16 protein-coding genes are annotated in these 17,481 nt (G+C 54.3%); 8 read left to right on the top strand and 8 right to left on the bottom strand.

From position 1 onward, the window contains the following. Nucleotides 1–19: 19 nt before the first annotated feature. Nucleotides 20–1,294: an Hsp70 family protein gene (locus LZ463_RS20235; RefSeq protein ID WP_241457814.1), complete on the bottom strand. Its 1,275-nt coding sequence runs from the start codon at nt 1,292–1,294 to the stop codon at nt 20–22. A 48-nt stretch (nt 1,295–1,342) separates the two neighbouring features. After that, entirely contained in the window at nt 1,343–2,689 is a 1,347-nt protein-coding gene (gene paeA, locus LZ463_RS20230) for a polyamine export protein PaeA (protein WP_241457812.1), read from the bottom strand. A 42-nt stretch (nt 2,690–2,731) separates the two neighbouring features. Here paeA and LZ463_RS20225 point away from each other — a divergent pair, with 42 nt between their 5' ends. Beyond that, nucleotides 2,732–3,970 carry an MFS transporter gene (locus LZ463_RS20225; protein ID WP_241457810.1) on the top strand — a complete coding sequence of 413 codons (1,239 nt, stop codon included), beginning with the start codon at nt 2,732–2,734 and terminating at the stop codon, nt 3,968–3,970. A gap of 71 nt (nt 3,971–4,041) precedes the next feature. Here LZ463_RS20225 and LZ463_RS20220 read toward each other — a convergent pair whose 3' ends face one another. Continuing rightward, entirely contained in the window at nt 4,042–5,367 is a 1,326-nt protein-coding gene (locus tag LZ463_RS20220; RefSeq protein WP_241457808.1) for a dicarboxylate/amino acid:cation symporter, read from the bottom strand. A 145-nt stretch (nt 5,368–5,512) separates the two neighbouring features. Next, complete coding sequence (locus LZ463_RS20215; protein ID WP_241457806.1) at nt 5,513–6,982, bottom strand: aminotransferase-like domain-containing protein; 1,470 nt, start codon at nt 6,980–6,982, stop codon at nt 5,513–5,515. Nucleotides 6,983–7,201: 219 nt separating this feature from the next. Here LZ463_RS20215 and LZ463_RS20210 point away from each other — a divergent pair, with 219 nt between their 5' ends. Beyond that, nucleotides 7,202–7,519: a hypothetical protein gene (locus tag LZ463_RS20210; RefSeq protein ID WP_241457804.1), complete on the top strand. Its 318-nt coding sequence runs from the start codon at nt 7,202–7,204 to the stop codon at nt 7,517–7,519. Here LZ463_RS20210 and LZ463_RS20205 read toward each other — a convergent pair whose 3' ends face one another. Beyond that, nucleotides 7,520–8,374, bottom strand: a complete 855-nt coding sequence (locus LZ463_RS20205; RefSeq protein WP_241457802.1) for a hypothetical protein — start codon at nt 8,372–8,374, stop codon at nt 7,520–7,522. 353 nt (nt 8,375–8,727) lie between these two features. On the opposite strand from LZ463_RS20205, the gene LZ463_RS20200 reads away from it, so the two are divergent. After that, nucleotides 8,728–10,455 carry a DUF1800 domain-containing protein gene (locus tag LZ463_RS20200; RefSeq protein WP_241457800.1) on the top strand — a complete coding sequence of 576 codons (1,728 nt, stop codon included), beginning with the start codon at nt 8,728–8,730 and terminating at the stop codon, nt 10,453–10,455. Nucleotides 10,456–10,522: 67 nt separating this feature from the next. Continuing rightward, entirely contained in the window at nt 10,523–11,923 is a 1,401-nt protein-coding gene (locus LZ463_RS20195; protein WP_241457798.1) for a DUF1501 domain-containing protein, read from the top strand. Nucleotides 11,924–11,931: 8 nt separating this feature from the next. Here the strand turns inward: LZ463_RS20195 and LZ463_RS20190 are convergent, their stop codons facing one another. Together LZ463_RS20190 and LZ463_RS20185 are read right to left on the bottom strand one after the other, a co-directional pair. Further along, nucleotides 11,932–12,531, bottom strand: coding sequence for a chromate transporter (locus LZ463_RS20190; RefSeq protein ID WP_241457796.1), 600 nt, complete (start codon nt 12,529–12,531; stop codon nt 11,932–11,934). Beyond that, nucleotides 12,528–13,094, bottom strand: a complete 567-nt coding sequence (locus tag LZ463_RS20185; protein ID WP_241457794.1) for a chromate transporter — start codon at nt 13,092–13,094, stop codon at nt 12,528–12,530. The genes LZ463_RS20190 and LZ463_RS20185 overlap by 4 nt, the downstream gene beginning before the upstream one ends. A 303-nt stretch (nt 13,095–13,397) precedes the next feature. Here LZ463_RS20185 and LZ463_RS20180 point away from each other — a divergent pair, with 303 nt between their 5' ends. Continuing rightward, the gene (locus LZ463_RS20180; RefSeq protein ID WP_241457792.1) at nt 13,398–14,225 is read left to right on the top strand and encodes a DUF2314 domain-containing protein; all 828 of its coding nucleotides are present in this window, start codon (nt 13,398–13,400) and stop codon (nt 14,223–14,225) included. Here the strand turns inward: LZ463_RS20180 and LZ463_RS20175 are convergent. Then, nucleotides 14,222–14,710, bottom strand: coding sequence for a phage regulatory CII family protein (locus tag LZ463_RS20175; RefSeq protein ID WP_241457790.1), 489 nt, complete (start codon nt 14,708–14,710; stop codon nt 14,222–14,224). The genes LZ463_RS20180 and LZ463_RS20175 overlap by 4 nt on opposite strands. A 115-nt stretch (nt 14,711–14,825) precedes the next feature. Between LZ463_RS20175 and LZ463_RS20170 the strand changes: the two genes are divergently transcribed. From LZ463_RS20170 to LZ463_RS20160, 3 genes are all read left to right on the top strand, one after another. Continuing rightward, nucleotides 14,826–15,758 carry a hypothetical protein gene (locus LZ463_RS20170; protein ID WP_241457788.1) on the top strand — a complete coding sequence of 311 codons (933 nt, stop codon included), beginning with the start codon at nt 14,826–14,828 and terminating at the stop codon, nt 15,756–15,758. Between the two features lie 4 nt (nt 15,759–15,762). Continuing rightward, the gene (locus LZ463_RS20165) at nt 15,763–16,578 is read left to right on the top strand and encodes a DUF2491 family protein (RefSeq protein WP_241457786.1); all 816 of its coding nucleotides are present in this window, start codon (nt 15,763–15,765) and stop codon (nt 16,576–16,578) included. Between the two features lie 93 nt (nt 16,579–16,671). After that, entirely contained in the window at nt 16,672–17,478 is an 807-nt protein-coding gene (locus LZ463_RS20160) for a hypothetical protein (RefSeq protein ID WP_241457784.1), read from the top strand. The last annotated feature ends 3 nt before the right edge of the window (nt 17,479–17,481 follow it).

Below are 17,481 nucleotides of genomic sequence, written 5' to 3'. Positions count from 1 at the left end.
CAGGCTTACAACTTGGCAATCAGGCAAAGCGGCGGCTGGCATCCATGCCCAGGCCTGCGCCTATGCTGCCAAACAGATCGCCTTCCACTTTGGCAGCGGCTGGCACGATGCTGGCGATCTGCTGGCGCAGACCACGCACGCCGCTGGAGCCGCCGGTAAAAAACACGGTATCGACCTGCTCCGGGCGAACACTGGCCGCTTGCAGTACGGCTTTGACGGTTTCGCCGATCTGGCCGGTCAGGTGGTTGATGGAGGTTTGCATGCCATCCTGGTCCAGCTCTAGCTGACAGACTGCACTTGGCTGTTTGCTACGCAGTCGCTCGAGCGGCAGACTGATGGCCGCCTGATCAGACAAGAGGATTTTTGCTTCTTCCGACTTGATGGCCAGCCAGTGGCCGTCGCGTTCTTCCACCAGGTTGAGCAGGCGCTCGAAGCGCTGGCGCAAGTCGGGTGTATTGATGTCGCGATAGACTTCTTGTAATTCGCGCCAGATTTTCTGGGTATACACCAGGTTGATCGTATGCCAGGTAGCCAGGTTGAAGTAATAGCTTGATGGCACTTCGATTTGCGAGCCCAGTCTGCCGCCCAGGCCCAGTAAGGGCATGACATGGGTAAGACTGAGGTATTTGTCGAAATCGGTACCGCCTATATGGACGCCGCCATTACCGAGGATATCGTCCTTGCGGTCCAGGCGGTTGATGCGCTGGGGTGACAGTCGCACCAGGGAAAAATCCGAAGTACCGCCGCCAATATCGGCGATCAGTACCAGTTCTTCCTTGCTGATACGTGATTCATAATCAAAGGCGGCGGCAATGGGCTCGAACTGGAAGTGCACTTCCTTGAACCCGGCCGCATGGGCGATTTCTTCCAGTGTGTTTTGCGCCAGTTGATCAGCCTTGCTGTCATCATCAATGAAATGTACAGGGCGGCCCAGCACTGCCTGGCTGAAATGACAGCCCGCAGATTTTTCTGCCCGGCGTTTCAGTTCACTGATGAATTGCGCCAGCAGTTGGCGAAATGATATGGCCTTGCCCTGCACTTCTGTCTGGCCATCCATCAGGCTGGTGCCAAGCAGGCTTTTCATCGAGCGCATCAGGCGGCCTTCATAGCCGGCCAGGTAATTGCTCAGAGCAGCCCTGCCGTAAGTGATTTCATCATCTTCCGCATTGAAGAACACCACGGACGGCAAAGTGACTTTGTCCCCTTCCAGGGCTAATAGCGCGGGACGATCTGGCGTATGCCAGCCCACAGTTGAGTTCGAGGTGCCAAAATCTACTCCACAAGCATGCAACATGAAAATCCTGAAAAACAAAAGCGCGAACAGCTGGTTCGCTGATAAAAATTAGGCCGATGTGGTATCCGTGACATCGGTACGGACCACCAGCAATTGATCAATCCGGTAATGGTCGATATCGACCACTTCGAATTTATAGTGTCCGACCATGACAAAATCCGTGCGCTTGGGGATTCTCTTCAACATGGTCATCATGAAACCGGCAATGGTCTCATAGCTGTCCTGCTCAGGCAAGCTGTCTATGTCAAGCGCACGGCAAACATCTTCTATGGTCGTGGCCCCGTCTATCAGCCAGGAGTTGGCGTCACGCTGGACTATCTGGTCTTCGAGGAAGGGATGCACCAGGTTGCCCATCAGGGTACTCAGCACATCATTGAGGGTGATGACACCGACAACCAGCGCATATTCATTGAAGATCACGGCAAAGTCTTCACGGGTGCCCTTGAACTGTTCCAGCATTTCCGACAGGGTCAGTGAATCCGGCACGGCCAGGGCGGTACGTATCGATAATTCCTGTACCTTGGTGAAAGCCTGGTTGGTCAATACCCGCTTCAGGATATCCTTGGATTCCACGTAGCCAACGACATTGTCGATGTTGCCATCACAGACCAGGAACTTGGTATGTGGATGTTCGGCAATCTTTTGCCTGATGACGACATCGCTGTCCTGCAGGGTAAAGTAGACAATGCTATCACGCTGCGACATGGCCGAGGGCACGGTGCGACTTTCCAGCTCAAACACATTGCCTATCATGTGGTGTTCACTTTCCAGCAATACGCCGGCTTGTGCACCGGCGTCGACCATGGCATAGATTTCATCCGAGGTGATCTGTTCATTCCGGGCGGTGGGCAGGTTCAGCAGGCGCAGGATCAGGTTGGACAGACCATTGAAGACCCAGACCAGAGGTTTGAACAGACGCACACACAAGAGTATCGGGCTGACTACCAGCATGGCCACGGTTTCTGGTGAAATCATGGCAATTTTTTTTGGCAGCAAATCGGCAAACAGGATGAACAGGGAGGTGACAAACAGGAAGGAGGTGACAAAACTGACCGTTTCTACCCAGCCGACGAGTCCAAAGACAGAGACAAACACTTTTGAAATATACGGCGTCAGCGCCTGTTCACCGAGAATACCGCCGAGTATGGCAACGGCATTGAGGGCAATCTGCACGACGGTAAAAAAATGCCCCGGCTCCTGTTGCAGGGCCAATACCCTGGTGGCGCGCAGTTCCCCCTCGCCTTCCAGTATCTGAAGCTTGACCTTGCGCGCGGCGGCCAGGGAAATCTCGGACATGGAAAAGAAAGCGCTGATGGCGACCAGCAAGGCTAGGATCAGGAAATGGTCAAACAGGGCCATATTATTCTCGTTGCGGATGTGCTTAGCTGTAATCATATACTATTGGGCTTTGATCTTTTCGCAAGAAAGTGTCCAGATATGAGTAGTTCTGAGCAGCTGGCCCCGGCAGCACCGGTATTGCCTACCAACGTACGTTTTGTACTGATCACGGTTTTTCTCGACATCCTTGGCATAGGCCTGATCATTCCCGTCCTGCCCAGACTGGTGGCCAGCTATACCCTGCAGGCAGACAGTCAGGCCTACTGGTATGGGGCTATCGTGGCAGTGTACGGGGTGATGCAATTCATCTTTGCCCCCATGATAGGAGCGCTCAGCGATCGCTATGGCCGCCGGCCTGTATTGCTGACTTGCGTATTTGGCCTGGGCCTGAATTTTTTATTGCTCACGCAGGTGAGCAATATCTACTGGATGCTGGTCGTGCGGGCTATCGGCGGTATTACTGCCGGCAACCTGTCGGTGGCGAATGCTTATATCGCTGATGTCTCCAGTCCGGAAAACCGCAGCCGGGCGCTGGGCAAGATAGGCGCCATGTTCGGCCTGGGTTTTATTTGTGGCCCTGTCATCGGTGGTGTGCTGGGTGAGGCGCATATTCATTATCCGTTTTATCTGGCGGCTGCGGTGTCGCTCGGTAATGTCATGTACGGATATTTTTCTTTGCCGGAATCACTGCCTGCCAATCATCGCAAGAATTTCCATCTGGCAGCAGCCAACCCTTTTGCCGGTCTCAAGGGCCTGGCCCATCTGCGCGATGTTGGTTCCCTGGTCTGGGTGTATGCATTGACGATGTTTGCCCAATTCACTTTGCAGACAACCTGGGTATTGTCGACAGAGCTCAGGTTTGGCTGGACACCGATGCAAAATGGCCTGTCCCTGTTCATGGTCGGTGTCTCCAGTGTGATCATGCAAGGGGTTTTCCTGGGCCGTTATATCAAGCGTGTCGGTGACGCCAACGCGGTACTGATAGGCCTGGCATCGTCGACCGTGGCCCTGACCATGTACGGTCTGGCCAGCCAGGGCTGGATGATGTATGTACTGATACTGTGTAATGTACTGGCATTCGCCACCGGCCCTACCTTGCAGGGATTTTTTTCGCGTGCTGTTGATGCCCGTTCACAGGGGCTGGCAATGGGTTCGCTGACTGCACTGGCCAGTATCATGAGCGTATGCGCGACATTGATAGGCACGTCCCTGGTCGGACAGGTCAGCCATATTCCGAAAGGCAGTATCCTGCTGGGCGCGCCTTTCTTCCTGGCGGCGACGGTACAACTGACGTCCCTGATGCTGGCACTGCGTTACCTGAAGCGCGTTGATCAATAAGTCAGGCCGTTAGTGGCAAGCAAAAAAAAGCGGACATCAGTCCGCTTTTTTTTTCAAGACATAGTGGCAGCTTACTGACGTACTGCGACATGCAATGGCGCCTGATCGAGCACCATTTCCGGTTTTTCTGCTTCTTCTATTGATTCATTGTTCAGGCGTTTCTGCATTTTGACGATATCAAGGTCATTGCCCCATTTGCCAACCACGATGGTAGCAACACCGTTACCGATCAGGTTGGTCAGTGCCCGTGCTTCTGACATGAAACGGTCTATGCCAAGGATCAGGGCCAGGCCCGCAACCGGTACACCACCGACGGCAGACAGCGTGGCTGCCAGCACGATGAAGCCGCTGCCGGTGATACCTGCTGCCCCCTTCGATGTCAGCAGCAATACTGCCAGCAGTGTGACTTGCTGCATCAGTGTCATCGGTGTGTCGGTTGCCTGGGCGATGAAGACCGCAGCCATGGTCAGGTAAATTGACGTGCCGTCAAGATTGAAAGAGTACCCGGTAGGAATCACCAGGCCGACCACGGATTTTTTCACACCGAGATTTTCCAGTTTTGCCATCATGCGTGGCAGCACCGATTCAGATGAAGAAGTACCGAGTACGATCAGCAATTCTTCCTTGATGTACTTGATGAACTTCCAGATGCTGAAACCGTGGAATTTGGCAATCGTCCCCAGCACGACAAAGATGAAGATCAGGCAGGTGGCATAGAAGGTTCCCATCAGAAAGCCTAGTTGAACAAGGGAACCTACGCCGTATTTGCCAATGGTGAAAGCCATCGCACCAAAGGCGCCGACAGGGGCTGCTTTCATGATGTAACCGACGATGACAAACAGCACGTGAGAGAATTTTTCCACCAGATCAAACACCAGGGTGCCGCGACCGCCAAAACGATGCAGGGCAAAACCAAAGAAGATGGAGATCAGCAAGACTTGCAGGATTTCACCTTTGGCAAAGGCATCGGTAAACGTGGTCGGGATGATAGCCATCAGGAATTCTGTCGTGGTCTGCATCTTGCCAGGACCGGCAAAGGCAGCTACACCCTTGGTATCAAGCGTGGTGACGTCGACATGCATGCCGGCACCTGGTTGCACCACATTGACAATGATCAGGCCGATGATCAGCGCCAGTGTACTGACAACTTCAAAATAGAGCAGCGCCATGCCACCGGTCTTGCCGACTTTTTTCATGTCTTCCATACCGGCGATACCAACCACGACGGTACAGAAAATAATCGGTGCGATCATCATCTTGATCAGCTTGATGAAGGCATCACCAAGCGGCTTCATGGCTGCGCCGGATTCAGGGTAGAAATGGCCGAGTATCACACCGCAGATAATGGCGGTGATGACTTGAAAATACAGGGACTTGTAGAAGGCTTGAGCTTTCATCCTTGGTCTCCATTGGATGGTGGGGAATCTCGCTCATTTGAAAAATCAGGCTGGCGAGCACATTGCGGAATTTGTTTCCGTCATGTGCCCATTATGGAAAATGCCTGAGACACTCACAATTGTGGCTTTCCACAGTGCCTAATATTTATGCAGCAATATGCTGGGCTACGGATGGTTTTATTGCCGCCTGGTGATGGATGATACGGCCCAGCAAACGCATGGCGTCGTCGATATCCTGTGAATATGGCATGCCGCAATTCAAGCGCAGGAAATGATCAAAACGATTTGAATTGGAGTACAAAAGCCCTGGTGAAATCAGTATGCTGTGCTCCAGCGCAGCAGTAAAAACAGCCTTGGAAGAAGTCTGTGGCGGCATTTCTATCCACAATGAAACACCACCGGCTGGCATGGTCACACGCGTGCCTTCAGGGAAATAAGTGGCGATTGCTTCAGCCATCTTCTCTCTTTGCGCTGCCAGGGTAGTACGTAGTTTCCGCAGGTGTCTGTCGTAGGCTGAAGACAACAAAAAATTTGCCGTGACGATTTGCGATAATTCTTCGTTGTAACGCGTGTGCGCATATTTCAGCATGTTCACCCTCTCCTGCCAGCGACCCGCCAGTATCCAGCCCACCCGCATGCCGGGTGCCAGGATCTTGTGGACCGAGGCGCAAAAAATCACGTTGCCGCTATGATCCCAATGCTTCAATGCGGTAGGTATCTTGTCACCATCGGCCAGTGCACTATACGAGTCATCTTCGATCAGCGGGATATGTTGTGCTTCACATAAGGCAACCAGTTTTTGCTTGTGCTGGTCAGGCATGATGCTGCCCAGCGGATTCTGCAGATGTGGCACTACCACCACGGCCTTGATATTGTCATAGGTGCGCATGGCCAGTTCCAGTGCTTCGACAGAAATGCCGGTACTGGGGCTGGTCGGTATTTCCAGTGCCTTCATGCCCAGGCTTTCCAGCACTTGTAGCAGGCCATAAAAGGTTGGCGATTCCACCGCAATCACATCACCTGCCTGGGCAACTGCGCGTAGTGCCAGGTTCAGCGCTTCTATGCAGCCATTGGTGACGATCACTTGTTCGGGGGCGGCGCTGATACCGGAGTCGAGGGCACGTTTGGCCAGTGCCGCTTTTAATTCGCGGTTGCCGCCGGGCGAAATAGGCTTGGTCAGTAATTCCGGGTAGCGACGCAAGGTGGCAACCGTCAGGCTGCGCAATTGCTCATGCGGATACAAAGCCTGCGCACCAGTGGCCCGCGCCAGGTTGCATTTGATGAGTCTTTGGCCCTGGGCAATGATTTCCGAGACACGCTCATGGATGCCGACAAACTGGGCCGGATCGATGATCTTGCCTATCGCCGGCTCCTGTGCCGGTACCAGTCTGACGCGGCGTGGCTGGCGGACGAAATAGCCTGAGCGTGGCCGTGCTTCCAGCCACCCTTCGGTTTCCAGCTGGCGGCATAACTGCAAGGCCGTTGACAGGCTGACACCGTGAACCTGCATCAGTTTGCGTACGGAAGGCATGCGGTCGCCTAGCTTGAGCGTACCGCAGCGGATGGCATTGAGGTAGTGGTCGGCCAGTTGCCGGTAAAGAGGTTGGGTTTGCATAATCTATATTGTCAGGCTGGCAGGGATTGGCAAATCTTTCAGGCTTATCTGAACGATAGGCCAAGACCCCCTTGACTGCACAGATACAGTTGAGCAGCAAACGTACAGTAACAGATAATAATTGACTTGTCTGATGCGATACAGATAGCTTTTTTCTGTGTCTGTGCGGAGTTGTGCTGGCGATTTATCCTGAAAACTACTTTTTTCAGGAGCCAAGTCATGTATGTCAGCAGATTCAACAAGGACCAGAACCTGCAATATCTGTTACGGGCGGGCAGCAGCCTGTACCTGAAAAGCGGCTGTCTGCAATTGATGATCGCACCGCAATTTCTGGAAGGTGTGGCATGGCAGGCCGACACCACCCTGACTGCCGGCACGGTGCATCAGGTGGAGTATGGTGGCTGGATACAGTTGCATGCCTTGCAAGCGGGTGAGTTGCATATCAAGCAGGCAAGCACCAGATTGTGGCCGCAGGCAGTGACAGCCATCTGGGGGTTTTTGTCCCGGGGTTTGCGGGGGCAGACCTGGGTTCGCTGATTACTTGAAAAATTCTTTCAGCAAGAAATTTTCCAGTTCGGCACTATCGGCAACGCGGGCCGACAGGCGCACGACGCGGCCCAGGCGTTGTGATTCCCAGTTGAAATCGCCCTGGTATTCCATACGTATGATTTCTATCATGCGGCGCACCACGGCGAGATGGACATCGCCACCCAGTCCGGCGTCTACTTCAAAGAACTGCTTCCTGCCAGAGGCAATGGCACGGGTATTCCAGCCATGGAAGGAGAAAGTTGCCATACGGGTACTGGTGCTGATCAACTGAAAGACACCGCTGCCGCCACGTCCATTGGCCTGTTGCATGCTACGGCGCACATTTGCTTCGGCGATCTCTTGTGGTGACATGCCGCGACCCGCCTGACGGGCACCCTCATTTTCCTGTGCGGCGGCTTCATCCGCAGCACGGCGGCGTTCGCGTGCCGCGTTCACCGAGGCCATCATGTCCATTTCGGGCGGCGCATTGACTTGTGGCGGCGGTTCGGGTGGCGGGACCGGTGATTTGCTTTCAACCAGAGGAGGCAATTTCGGTTGCGTGATCGCATTTCTTGAAGGTGGAATGCGCACGGGCGTTGATTTTGTCGGCTGCTTTTTGGGAGCAGTCGCCTGTTTGGGCTGTGCAGTCCTGTCCATCAGCAGGACCAGCGGCGCATTGGCGCCAGCGTTCTCACCTTTTTTCTTGTTGACCACGTGCATGCTTAACAGAAAATACAGCAGGACCGCATGTACAAGCAACGCCAGCAAAATGCCAAACATATTCGCAGGGCGAAACCGGATATGCAAATGAACCTCACCCGGCAGGGTAGCTTCATTTTCTGGTGCTTCTATGCTCAACTTCATGGACTTTATGAACCGGTGTGCTCAATTTCAAGGTGGCAAGCATACCTCAACTAAGGTGCCTCCCTGTAACAAAGATTGTCTGGAGAGGAAATTCACCTGCACAGGCGATTCCCGTAAAACCGAAAGTGTAACAAATGATGCCCGCTTATTCGCTTTCCGCATGCTGATAACTCAGCATTTTTGAAGAAAATGTAAGGAAAATCTTCACATATCATGACAACTACTTACAAATCGGTAATGGTAGCGATACATGCCTGTCCTATTGTGGGAACTTGAACGCAGCCGCAAAAGCAAATACCGGCTGCGATTGATGACGGTCACTCGTTCACACTCATTCACACTAGGGGGTTGATATGGAAGAACAATTGCTTGATCTGGACAATCCAGACGGCGGCGATACCGATGTACTTGATAAACCAGCCGGCCTGACTGCAGCCGCCCTGGCATCTGCAACTTTGCTCAGTGCCTGTGGCGGCAGTGGTAGCAACCAGTCGGCAGATAATGCAGTGACCAGTCCTGCTGCAGCCCCTCCTGCCCCAGCACCGGCTGCCAGTATATCGGATGTCGAAGCTGCGCGCTTTCTGGCGCAGGCTTCCATGGGCGCAAACCGCGCTGCCATCGCCCGCGTGCAGGCCCTGGGTTATGCCGGCTGGCTGGACGAGCAATTCAGCTTGCCCGGCAATGGCAGTCGCTGGGACTGGCTGGTGTCCAAGGGACTCAATGCCAGCACCTATCGCAATACCCAGGCTGGTTTTGATTCAACAGCCTGGCGCAAGCTGATCAGCTCCCCGGATACCCTGCGCCAACGCGTCACGCTGGCGCTGTCAGAAATCATCGTGATTTCTGTTGATGGCCTGATCGGTGGTGGCTGGAAGGCTTTTGCTGCGGCTGCTTATCTGGACATGCTTGAAGCCAACTGCTTTGGTAATTACCGTGATCTCCTGTACAAGGTATCGACCAGTCCGGCCATGGGTGAATACCTGACCTTCCGTGGCAACACCAGGTATGACGTTTTGTCGGGTGCTTATCCTGATGAAAACTATGCCCGTGAAATCATGCAATTGTTCAGCATAGGCCTGATCAAACTCAATCTTGATGCTACACCGCAAATGGTCGATGGCAAACCGGCCGAGACTTATGGTCTGGATGACATCACTGGTCTGGCCAGGATATTTACCGGTTGGGATTTCGACCTGGCCGGTGGCAAGGCTGATAACCCTGATTTCATGCGTCGTCCCATGACGCAGGTTGCCATCAAGCATGAGACCGGTGCGTCAACATTTTTAGGCAAGACTGTGCCGGCCGGCCTGAATGGACCTGACTCCCTTAATGCGGCGCTCGATATCATCTATGCCCACGCGAATGTTGCGCCTTTCATCAGCCGCCAGTTGATACAACGACTGGTGACCAGCAATCCCTCCCCGGCTTATGTAGCCAGAGTGGCGACGGTTTTCAATAATGACGGCAGTGGCAGCAAGGGTAACCTGAAGGCTGTCGTCAAAGCCATCCTGCTCGATGATGAGGCACGTATCGGCAGCAATCCTGCTGCCGCTGCATTTGGCAAACTGCGTGAACCCATGCTGCGTTTTCTTGGCTGGGCCAGGGCTTTCAATGCAACTGCCTCCAGTGATTTATGGAATATCGGCACGACCAGCGACCCGGCCACCAGATTGGGACAGAGCCCGCTGCGTTCACCATCGGTCTTCAATTATTTCCGCCCTGGTTATGTGCCGCCGAACAGTGCCATTGCACAGGCCAATCTGGTCGCTCCTGAATTCCAGATCACCAATGAATCGTCAGTCGTTGGTTATGTCAATTACATGCAGAAAGCCGTCAGTAACGGCATCAGCGATGTAAGCGCTGATTACAGCAGCCTGATGCCGCTGGCAGATAACGCAGCAGCTTTGCTGGCGGAACTGAACCTGGTGCTGGCCGCAGGCCAGATAGGCAGCAGCAATCTGCAAAACCTGGTGAATGCGGTCAACAGCATGCCTTCAGGCACCGACAATCGCCGCAAGCAGCGTATTTATGCTGCGCTGACCCTGGTGCTGGCTGCACCGGAATTCATTGTGCTCAAATAAATAAGCGCGACAAGTCAGGTCAGATAATTTTCCCGCAGTTCATTGTGCAGTTTACAGGGAGTAAATAATGAATAATTCAAAGAATATCAATGCATCACGTCGCGCATTTTTGCAGCGCGCTTCAGCCTTGTCCATCGCCGGCGCTGCGACGCCATGGGCTCTTAATCTGGCTGCCATGGCAGAGGCTTCAGCAGCCAATGCGGACGACTACAAAGCCATCGTCTGTGTGTTCTTATACGGCGGCAATGACTATGCCAATACCCTGGTGCCATATGACAGCCCCAACTACAATGCCTATGCCCAGCTGCGCCCTACCCTGGCCTATGCACGCGACAAACTGACAGGCACGGTGCTCGATCCCATGGCGGTGCCGGTTGACCGCAATGGCGTCAGTCATCAGTATGCACTAGCGCCGGAACTGGCTCCTCTGCTGCCGATCTTCAATGCTGGCAAAATGGGTGTTCTGCTCAACGTCGGTACCCTGATTCAACCAACCAGCAAGCTTGAATACGGCAACAAGATCGTCCCCCTGCCCCCAAAACTGTTTTCGCACAATGACCAGCAATCGTTCTGGCAGTCTTCGGCGGCAGAAGGGGCGACATCCGGCTGGGGTGGCCGCATGGGGGACCTGTTTGAAGCCGGTAATGGCAACGCTACCTTCACCTGCGTCAATGTATCGGGTAATGCGGTCTACCTGTCAGGGAACACTGCGGTGCAATACCAGGTATCGACCAATGGCTCCGTTCCTTTCAATGGCTTACAGACGCCCTTGTTTGGTTCTGCTTCGTGTTCAGCAGCCCTGCAAAGCCTGATTACTCAGTCCAGGCCGCACCTGTTCGAGAATGAATATACCCGCGTCACCCGTCGTTCCATCGATGCCAATGCTGCCCTGACGACAGCACTGGCCGGAGCACCCAATATCAGCACGCCCTTTACGGCGACCAATGACCTGGCACAGCAATTGAAAATGGTGGCACGCATGATTTCTGCCGCCAGCGCCCTGGGCGCAAAACGCCAGGTATTTTTTGTTTCCATGGGCGGCTTCGATACCCATGATGGTCTCTTGTCCACCCATCCCGGTTTGTTGAGCAGTGTGGCTGACGCATTGACATCCTTTTACAACGCGACCGTAGAGCTTGGTGTTGCCAACAAGGTCACCAGTTTTACCGCATCGGATTTTGGCCGTACTTTAACGGGCAATAACGATGGCTCTGACCATGGCTGGGGCAGCATGCATTTCATGCTGGGCGGCGCGGTGAATGGCAAGCGTTATTACGGTACCGCGCCACTGGTGGCCAATGGCGGCGATGATGATGTTGGTCAGGGACGTCTGTTGCCGACCACGTCGGTGGACCAGTATGCCGCCACATTGGGCAAATGGCTCGGTGTATCAGATACGGATCTGCTGAGTATCTTGCCCAACCTGAAGAATTACAATGTCAGTGCGCGCAATCTGGGTTTTGTCTGAGCAGGGCTTCAGATCAGGCCGAACCAGCCAAGGGTGGCACCCGCCGCCAGCAGCCACAGCAAATGCAGGCGGGTGCGCCAGACCACCAGCACGCATACCAGCGTCAGCAGCCACAGTGGCCAGTCCTTGCTGGCCTGGTTGTGCGAAGCTGCCATGATCCAGCCAGTGGCCAGCAGCAGGCCAATCACGATAGGCGCCATGCCCAGCTTGAAGGCGCGTACGCTACGCAGTTCCCGGTTGGCATGGCCCCAGCTGGCTGCCATATAGGTCAGCGTAGTGCTGGGCAGCATGATGCCCGTCATGGTGATGAAAACGCCAAGCAGGCCGGCCCACATGCCACCGGCGTTCATGCCTACATTCCAGCCCATCAGGGCAATGAACAACACATTCGGTCCCGGCGCTGCCTGGGCGATCGAAACCGAGGCATTGAACTGCGCATCGGTCAGCCAGCCATTCTGGCTGACCAGGTAGCGGTGCATGTCTGGCAGGGTTGAAATGGCGCCGCCTACCGAAAGCAGCGACAGCATCATGTAATGCATGAAGAGTTGCAGCCAGTCGTTCCAGTCCAGGCTGATGTGCAGACCGGTATGCAGGACATCAGGTGTCATTTCAGCCTCCGGTAAGTCAGCAGGCAAGTCACCGTGCCCAGCGCCAGCAGAATGTAGGCAAGCGGCAGGCGCAGCAGGGCGATGCCGGTAAAACAGAGGGCGCTGAACAGCAGGGCCGTGGTCCTGCCCAGGGGATTATTCTTTAATGCAGGCACCAGTTTGAGCGCAGTAGCGATGATCAGGCCGGCAGTCACGGCACCCATGCCGCGCAGAGCGCCAACCACTTGCGGGTATTGGGCGAACTGGGCATACACGATGGCCAGCATCAACACGATCAGCAAAGGGATGGACAACATGCCAGCCAGTGCCGCCATCGCACCGGGCAGGCCAAAATAACGGTGGCCTATCATCAGTGACAGATTCACCACATTCGGGCCGGGCAGGATCTGGGCGACAGCCCAGTCTTCGACAAATTCTTCCATCGTCAGCCAGCGTTTGCGCTCAACCAGTTCACGCTGTACAACTGCCAGTACCCCGCCAAAACCCTGTAATGCCAGCAGGGTGAAAGAGATATAGATATCCGCCAGCGATGAGGGGCGCTGGCTCGTGGTTTCTGTGGACATGATGATGGCGGCTGGAGGTTGAGGCAGACCATCATTGTAGTGCAGCGAAAGAAATGCTGCTGGGCAAAAATTTCAACTATGTACGCATCACTAATTTACTGCCCATTTGCTCAATTATTTAACCATATCAAATTTCCCTGGCAGGGACCAAATGGTCGCCGTGTGCCTGATTACAGACTGGGAATACGGGGTTACCCGTTATGCAATGGCAGTAAGGACTTGTATCATTTGAAACGAAATTCCCCGCTTCCCTGTTTGTCAGTCTGATTCAGCTACAGTCATTCTATTTTTGAGGTCATACCCATGAGCGAAGCAAAAGTGTTGATGTTCGAAGGTGATAGCCCGGCCATGTCTGCAGCTGCACAGCAGGCGCGCAAGACTTTCAAGTATCTGTGGCGCGAACTGTCCTGGGAGTACCGGCGCATTATCCCAGGCCTTGGTATGGCGGCGGTCAAGGTGGCCTTCCCTACAGGTCTCAGCGAGGATGGTCCCGAGGTCGAACACATGTGGGTGGGCGAACTGCAGTTTGATGGCGATGACATCAGTGGTGTGCTGCTGAATAATCCACAGTGGTTCGACAGCATCAGTGCCGGTGCCCCAGTGACTGTGGCGCTGGCAGAGATTGGCGACTGGATGTACACCATCAATGGCCAGGTGTATGGCGGTTACAGTATTGACGTGATGCGCACCAACATGTCGGCAGTCGAGCGGGCCGAACATGACCAGGCCTGGGGGCTGGAATTCGGCAAGCCTGGCGAAGTAAGGGTGGTACCCGCTGCTGACAAGGAAAAGCAGGGTTTCCTGTCGAGCCTGTTTGCCAAAAAAAGCAGCCCTGCCGCTGTTGAGCACGATGAGTTGCCTGAACATCCCATGAGCGAAAACATGGCAGAAAAGATGGATCAGGGTCTGGCAGAGCAACCGGCTTTTGCCAGCAGTGTTGATGAGTTCGGCTGGACCCTGTTGCAAAGAGACGCCCTGGCAGGCAATCTGGCGCCGGTGACTTTGCTGGTCAAACATGGCGCCGACCCCCTGGCCCGCAATCCCAAAGGCGAATCAGCGTTGGACCTGGCGCGCAAGATGGGCTGGCCCAGGATAGTGAATTTCCTGGAACAGGCGGCAATAAAACATTAGTCCTTTTGCCTGTGGTGAGCCCGTATACGGGCGCGCCATTCTCCCAGCACCGTCAGGGCACTCTGGAATTCCCGTTCTATCAGGTCAGCTTCGGCGTCGGTGATGACACCATCCAGCAAGGCCGTTGATACCGCTTCTGCCACATCACCAACACGGCTCATGACGCGGCACACGGTTTGCGACAAATCGTCTTCGCTGACTTCATTGGGTTCGGGGATGACAAAGGCCGCCATGCCATGCCTGCTCAATAAGGCGTGCAGGGGCAGGTGGGCATCCTTGACACCGGCTTCATGGCAATGCTCAACAATCACTGACAGCTCTTCAAAAGACGGGTAGTGAGACTCTATGCCCGGTGCCAGTTTATTCCGCAAGACATTCACTGACACCCCTATTTTTATTGCCAATGCTTCCAAACCGCCAGGATAGGCGCGCGCTATTTTGTACAAGGCGTCATGTTGATTCATATCTGAATATTTGCGTGTCATGGTGAAACCTCTGATTTATTACCGATGAACTTTGTGTTTTTGCTCACTATGATGACATCCATCAAGCGATGAGGGATTGTACAGAGAGCTTAATAATATTTCTATAGATGAAACCATGAACAGACTGAATAACAAGTTAATCGTGATATTGCTGGCAATCGCCCTGCCTTTGTCGTCCGGCCTGTCGTATGCGGGTTCACGCCCTTCAGGTTCATCGGGCGGATTTCGCGGCGGTTTCTCTTCGCAAAAAAATGTCAGCAAGCCTGCTCCATCCAAGTCATCCAGCACCGGCTTTGGCAGTTTTAATACCAGCAAACCGGCTGCCGGCAGGAAGAGTGACTCTGCACTGAACCGTGACCTGGAAAAGAGCCAGGCGCAGGCAAACGCCCAGAAAAGCATGGATGCACGCAGGCAGGCCAACAGTCAAACTGCGAATGCCAGCAATAACCAGTTTGGCAGACCAGGCGGATATGGCAATGGCAATACGCAAACTACTGCAGCGACTGGCATGCCCCCGCCAGTGCCGTCAGCAGCGCCAGCAGTCGCTGCAGCGCCGATGTCGGCACCTGCGCCTGTCGTTGTGCAAAAAAGCAGCGGCATTTTGCCTGCCGCTATCGTCGGTTTCATGCTGGGCGGCATGATGAGCCATCCCCAGGCTGCTGAATCCAGGCATGGACAACTGGAACCCATCGCCAATCAGAGCGGTAGCGGCAGCAACAACGGTGGCACGGTATCAGGTCAGGGCGGCGGTGTCAGCAATGATGGCAAGCCAGCGATAGGGTCAGATACAGAAGCAACTGGCAGTGACCTTGGTTTGTCAAAACAGAAACAGAATGACGCAGCAGAGACCGGCGCTGTCTTGAAAGACAAGACCAGGACAGCAGCGGCTTCTGTACAGGAAGAAGGTCTGGGCTGGAAGTTGCTGAGACTGGCGCTGTGGAGTTTGATCATAGGCGGCTTTGCCTGGGTGGGCCACAAGATATGGCGTCGGATGAATCGCAGCAGTCAGCAAGAAAAAGCAGCTCATTATAGTTTGGGAGGAAATTAATATCATGGCCTGGAAAGATGCCTATCAATACGTAGGAAAAATATTCGGCAAGCTCGACAAGGACGAACAAAACCCGCGCGACATGCATGCCGAAAATGGCAGGCAGGATGCCGCCCTGCCACTGGCAGCACGCATAGGCAGTGTGGTCAACCTGCAGAAAACACCGCTGATACGGGCAATCAGTCAGGGCTCACTGATTGCCATGCCGGATGAGGCCGAGACTCGCATCGTCGCCATCAGCCGCGTACAACTGCCTATCAGCGGCAAGATGTATCGCTATTACCTGAACCGCGATGCCGATGGTGGCGAAAAGTTTATACAGTTGTATTGCGACGCCAATAATGAATTGCAGGAACTGCTGTATTGCAGCCACCTGACCCGGCTGATACCTGAAACAGTGGAAGACCAGCAAGCTTTCTTGGGCGAGAACGGCGCCGGTCTGGGGGACCGCAGCTACAGCCTGTGGCGTGAACAACTGGCTGAGATAGGCTGGGATGACGCCACGCTCGACAGTGTATTTGCCGATGCCGACAGCCTGACTTATGAACGCGATGCCGGTGACCCTGCGCAGGAATTTGTCGCCCCCTTCAAAGGTGTGGAAACCCGCATTGACGACGCGGCCGGCCAGCATGGCCTGCAGCAGGAAGTGGTATTCATGCCCTATCGCAGAAAACTTAATGAAGCAGGTGACCAGACTGAATTATTACTGATCAGCACAGAGACTTTAAGAAGCAGGGATGGCGATGGCAGAGTACGCGACATCCATGTCGATTTTATGATTGCCCTGCCACTGGAGGCGGAAAGGCTACTGGTGCAATAGCACCGGACTTACGCAGCACTAGCAACACCTGTATTACTGAAACCAAAGCAAGACCAACCAAATTTACCGCGTCACACACTGAAAGGAAGTAACATGAGCAACATGAATGGCTGGGGCCTGACCGCACGTTTGATTTCCAAACATTTTGGCGCTCTCGGCGACAAAATTTCTGAAGCCATCGCCAATTTTGATCCGGAAACGGCAACCGAAGCAGACCGTGACAGACTGGCTGCCGCCTTGCGTGAAACCGCACAAAAACTGGCGGCAGCACGTTCTTCTTTCGACAAGGAACATGGTGACGTCGTACGTTTGCGTGAGCTGATCGCCAACGATGAAAAAGCCTCCGCAACCCTGGCAGATCGTCTGGCTGCTGGCAAGATTTCTGAAGCGACGGTCAGCCTGTTCTGCGATGAACTCGAAGCCAACAAGGCACGTCTGCCGCTGGAATTGCAGGAAGAAGCGGATGCCAAAGAATACATGGACGAATTGCAGAAAATCGTCGATGCCTTCTCCAAACAACTTGCCGACTTTGATGCAGCGGCGAAAAAAGCCTTGCAAAATCTGGCAGCGGCCAAAGCGCAAAAAGACTTGCAGCAATTGCGTATGGATCGTCAGGAACAATTGAGCAGCCTGTCGAGCATGGCCAGCCATTCAAGCGCATTGAATGCCCTGACACGCCGGGCGCAAACAGTCAGCAATGAAGCAGCAGGTTTGCGCATTGTTGCCGACATTGCGCAAAAACCGATAGATCAGGCAGCCGAGATCGACGCCATCCGCAAATCCGTGGCGCAGGCCGATACCAGCGGCGAAACCACGCTGGAAAGATTGAAGCGCTTGTCCGGTCAACCGGCCGCTGTACCAGCTTTACCAGCCGCAACAACGACAGCAACGGTCGCCTGATTC

Origin of the sequence: Undibacterium paludis (assembly GCF_022568815.1) — a bacterium.
Lineage (GTDB): Bacteria > Pseudomonadota > Gammaproteobacteria > Burkholderiales > Burkholderiaceae_D > Undibacterium.
The sequence above is the reverse complement of the archived record's forward strand: the minus strand, read 5'-3'. Positions and strand labels throughout refer to the sequence as shown.

Coding starts and splice junctions, on each gene's coding strand:
- LZ463_RS20195 (WP_241457798.1), top strand. CDS start 10,523: ATGAATAATTCAAAGAATATCAATGCATCACGTCGCGCATTTTTGCAG.
- LZ463_RS20180 (WP_241457792.1), top strand. CDS start 13,398: ATGAGCGAAGCAAAAGTGTTGATGTTCGAAGGTGATAGCCCGGCCATG.
- LZ463_RS20175 (WP_241457790.1), bottom strand. CDS start 14,710: ATGACACGCAAATATTCAGATATGAATCAACATGACGCCTTGTACAAA.
- LZ463_RS20165 (WP_241457786.1), top strand. CDS start 15,763: ATGGCCTGGAAAGATGCCTATCAATACGTAGGAAAAATATTCGGCAAG.
- LZ463_RS20225 (WP_241457810.1), top strand. CDS start 2,732: ATGAGTAGTTCTGAGCAGCTGGCCCCGGCAGCACCGGTATTGCCTACC.
- LZ463_RS20160 (WP_241457784.1), top strand. CDS start 16,672: ATGAGCAACATGAATGGCTGGGGCCTGACCGCACGTTTGATTTCCAAA.
- LZ463_RS20235 (WP_241457814.1), bottom strand. CDS start 1,294: ATGTTGCATGCTTGTGGAGTAGATTTTGGCACCTCGAACTCAACTGTG.
- LZ463_RS20210 (WP_241457804.1), top strand. CDS start 7,202: ATGTATGTCAGCAGATTCAACAAGGACCAGAACCTGCAATATCTGTTA.
- LZ463_RS20170 (WP_241457788.1), top strand. CDS start 14,826: ATGAACAGACTGAATAACAAGTTAATCGTGATATTGCTGGCAATCGCC.
- LZ463_RS20190 (WP_241457796.1), bottom strand. CDS start 12,531: ATGACACCTGATGTCCTGCATACCGGTCTGCACATCAGCCTGGACTGG.
- LZ463_RS20220 (WP_241457808.1), bottom strand. CDS start 5,367: ATGAAAGCTCAAGCCTTCTACAAGTCCCTGTATTTTCAAGTCATCACC.
- paeA (WP_241457812.1), bottom strand. CDS start 2,689: ATGATTACAGCTAAGCACATCCGCAACGAGAATAATATGGCCCTGTTT.
- LZ463_RS20205 (WP_241457802.1), bottom strand. CDS start 8,374: ATGAAGTTGAGCATAGAAGCACCAGAAAATGAAGCTACCCTGCCGGGT.
- LZ463_RS20200 (WP_241457800.1), top strand. CDS start 8,728: ATGGAAGAACAATTGCTTGATCTGGACAATCCAGACGGCGGCGATACC.
- LZ463_RS20215 (WP_241457806.1), bottom strand. CDS start 6,982: ATGCAAACCCAACCTCTTTACCGGCAACTGGCCGACCACTACCTCAAT.
- LZ463_RS20185 (WP_241457794.1), bottom strand. CDS start 13,094: ATGTCCACAGAAACCACGAGCCAGCGCCCCTCATCGCTGGCGGATATC.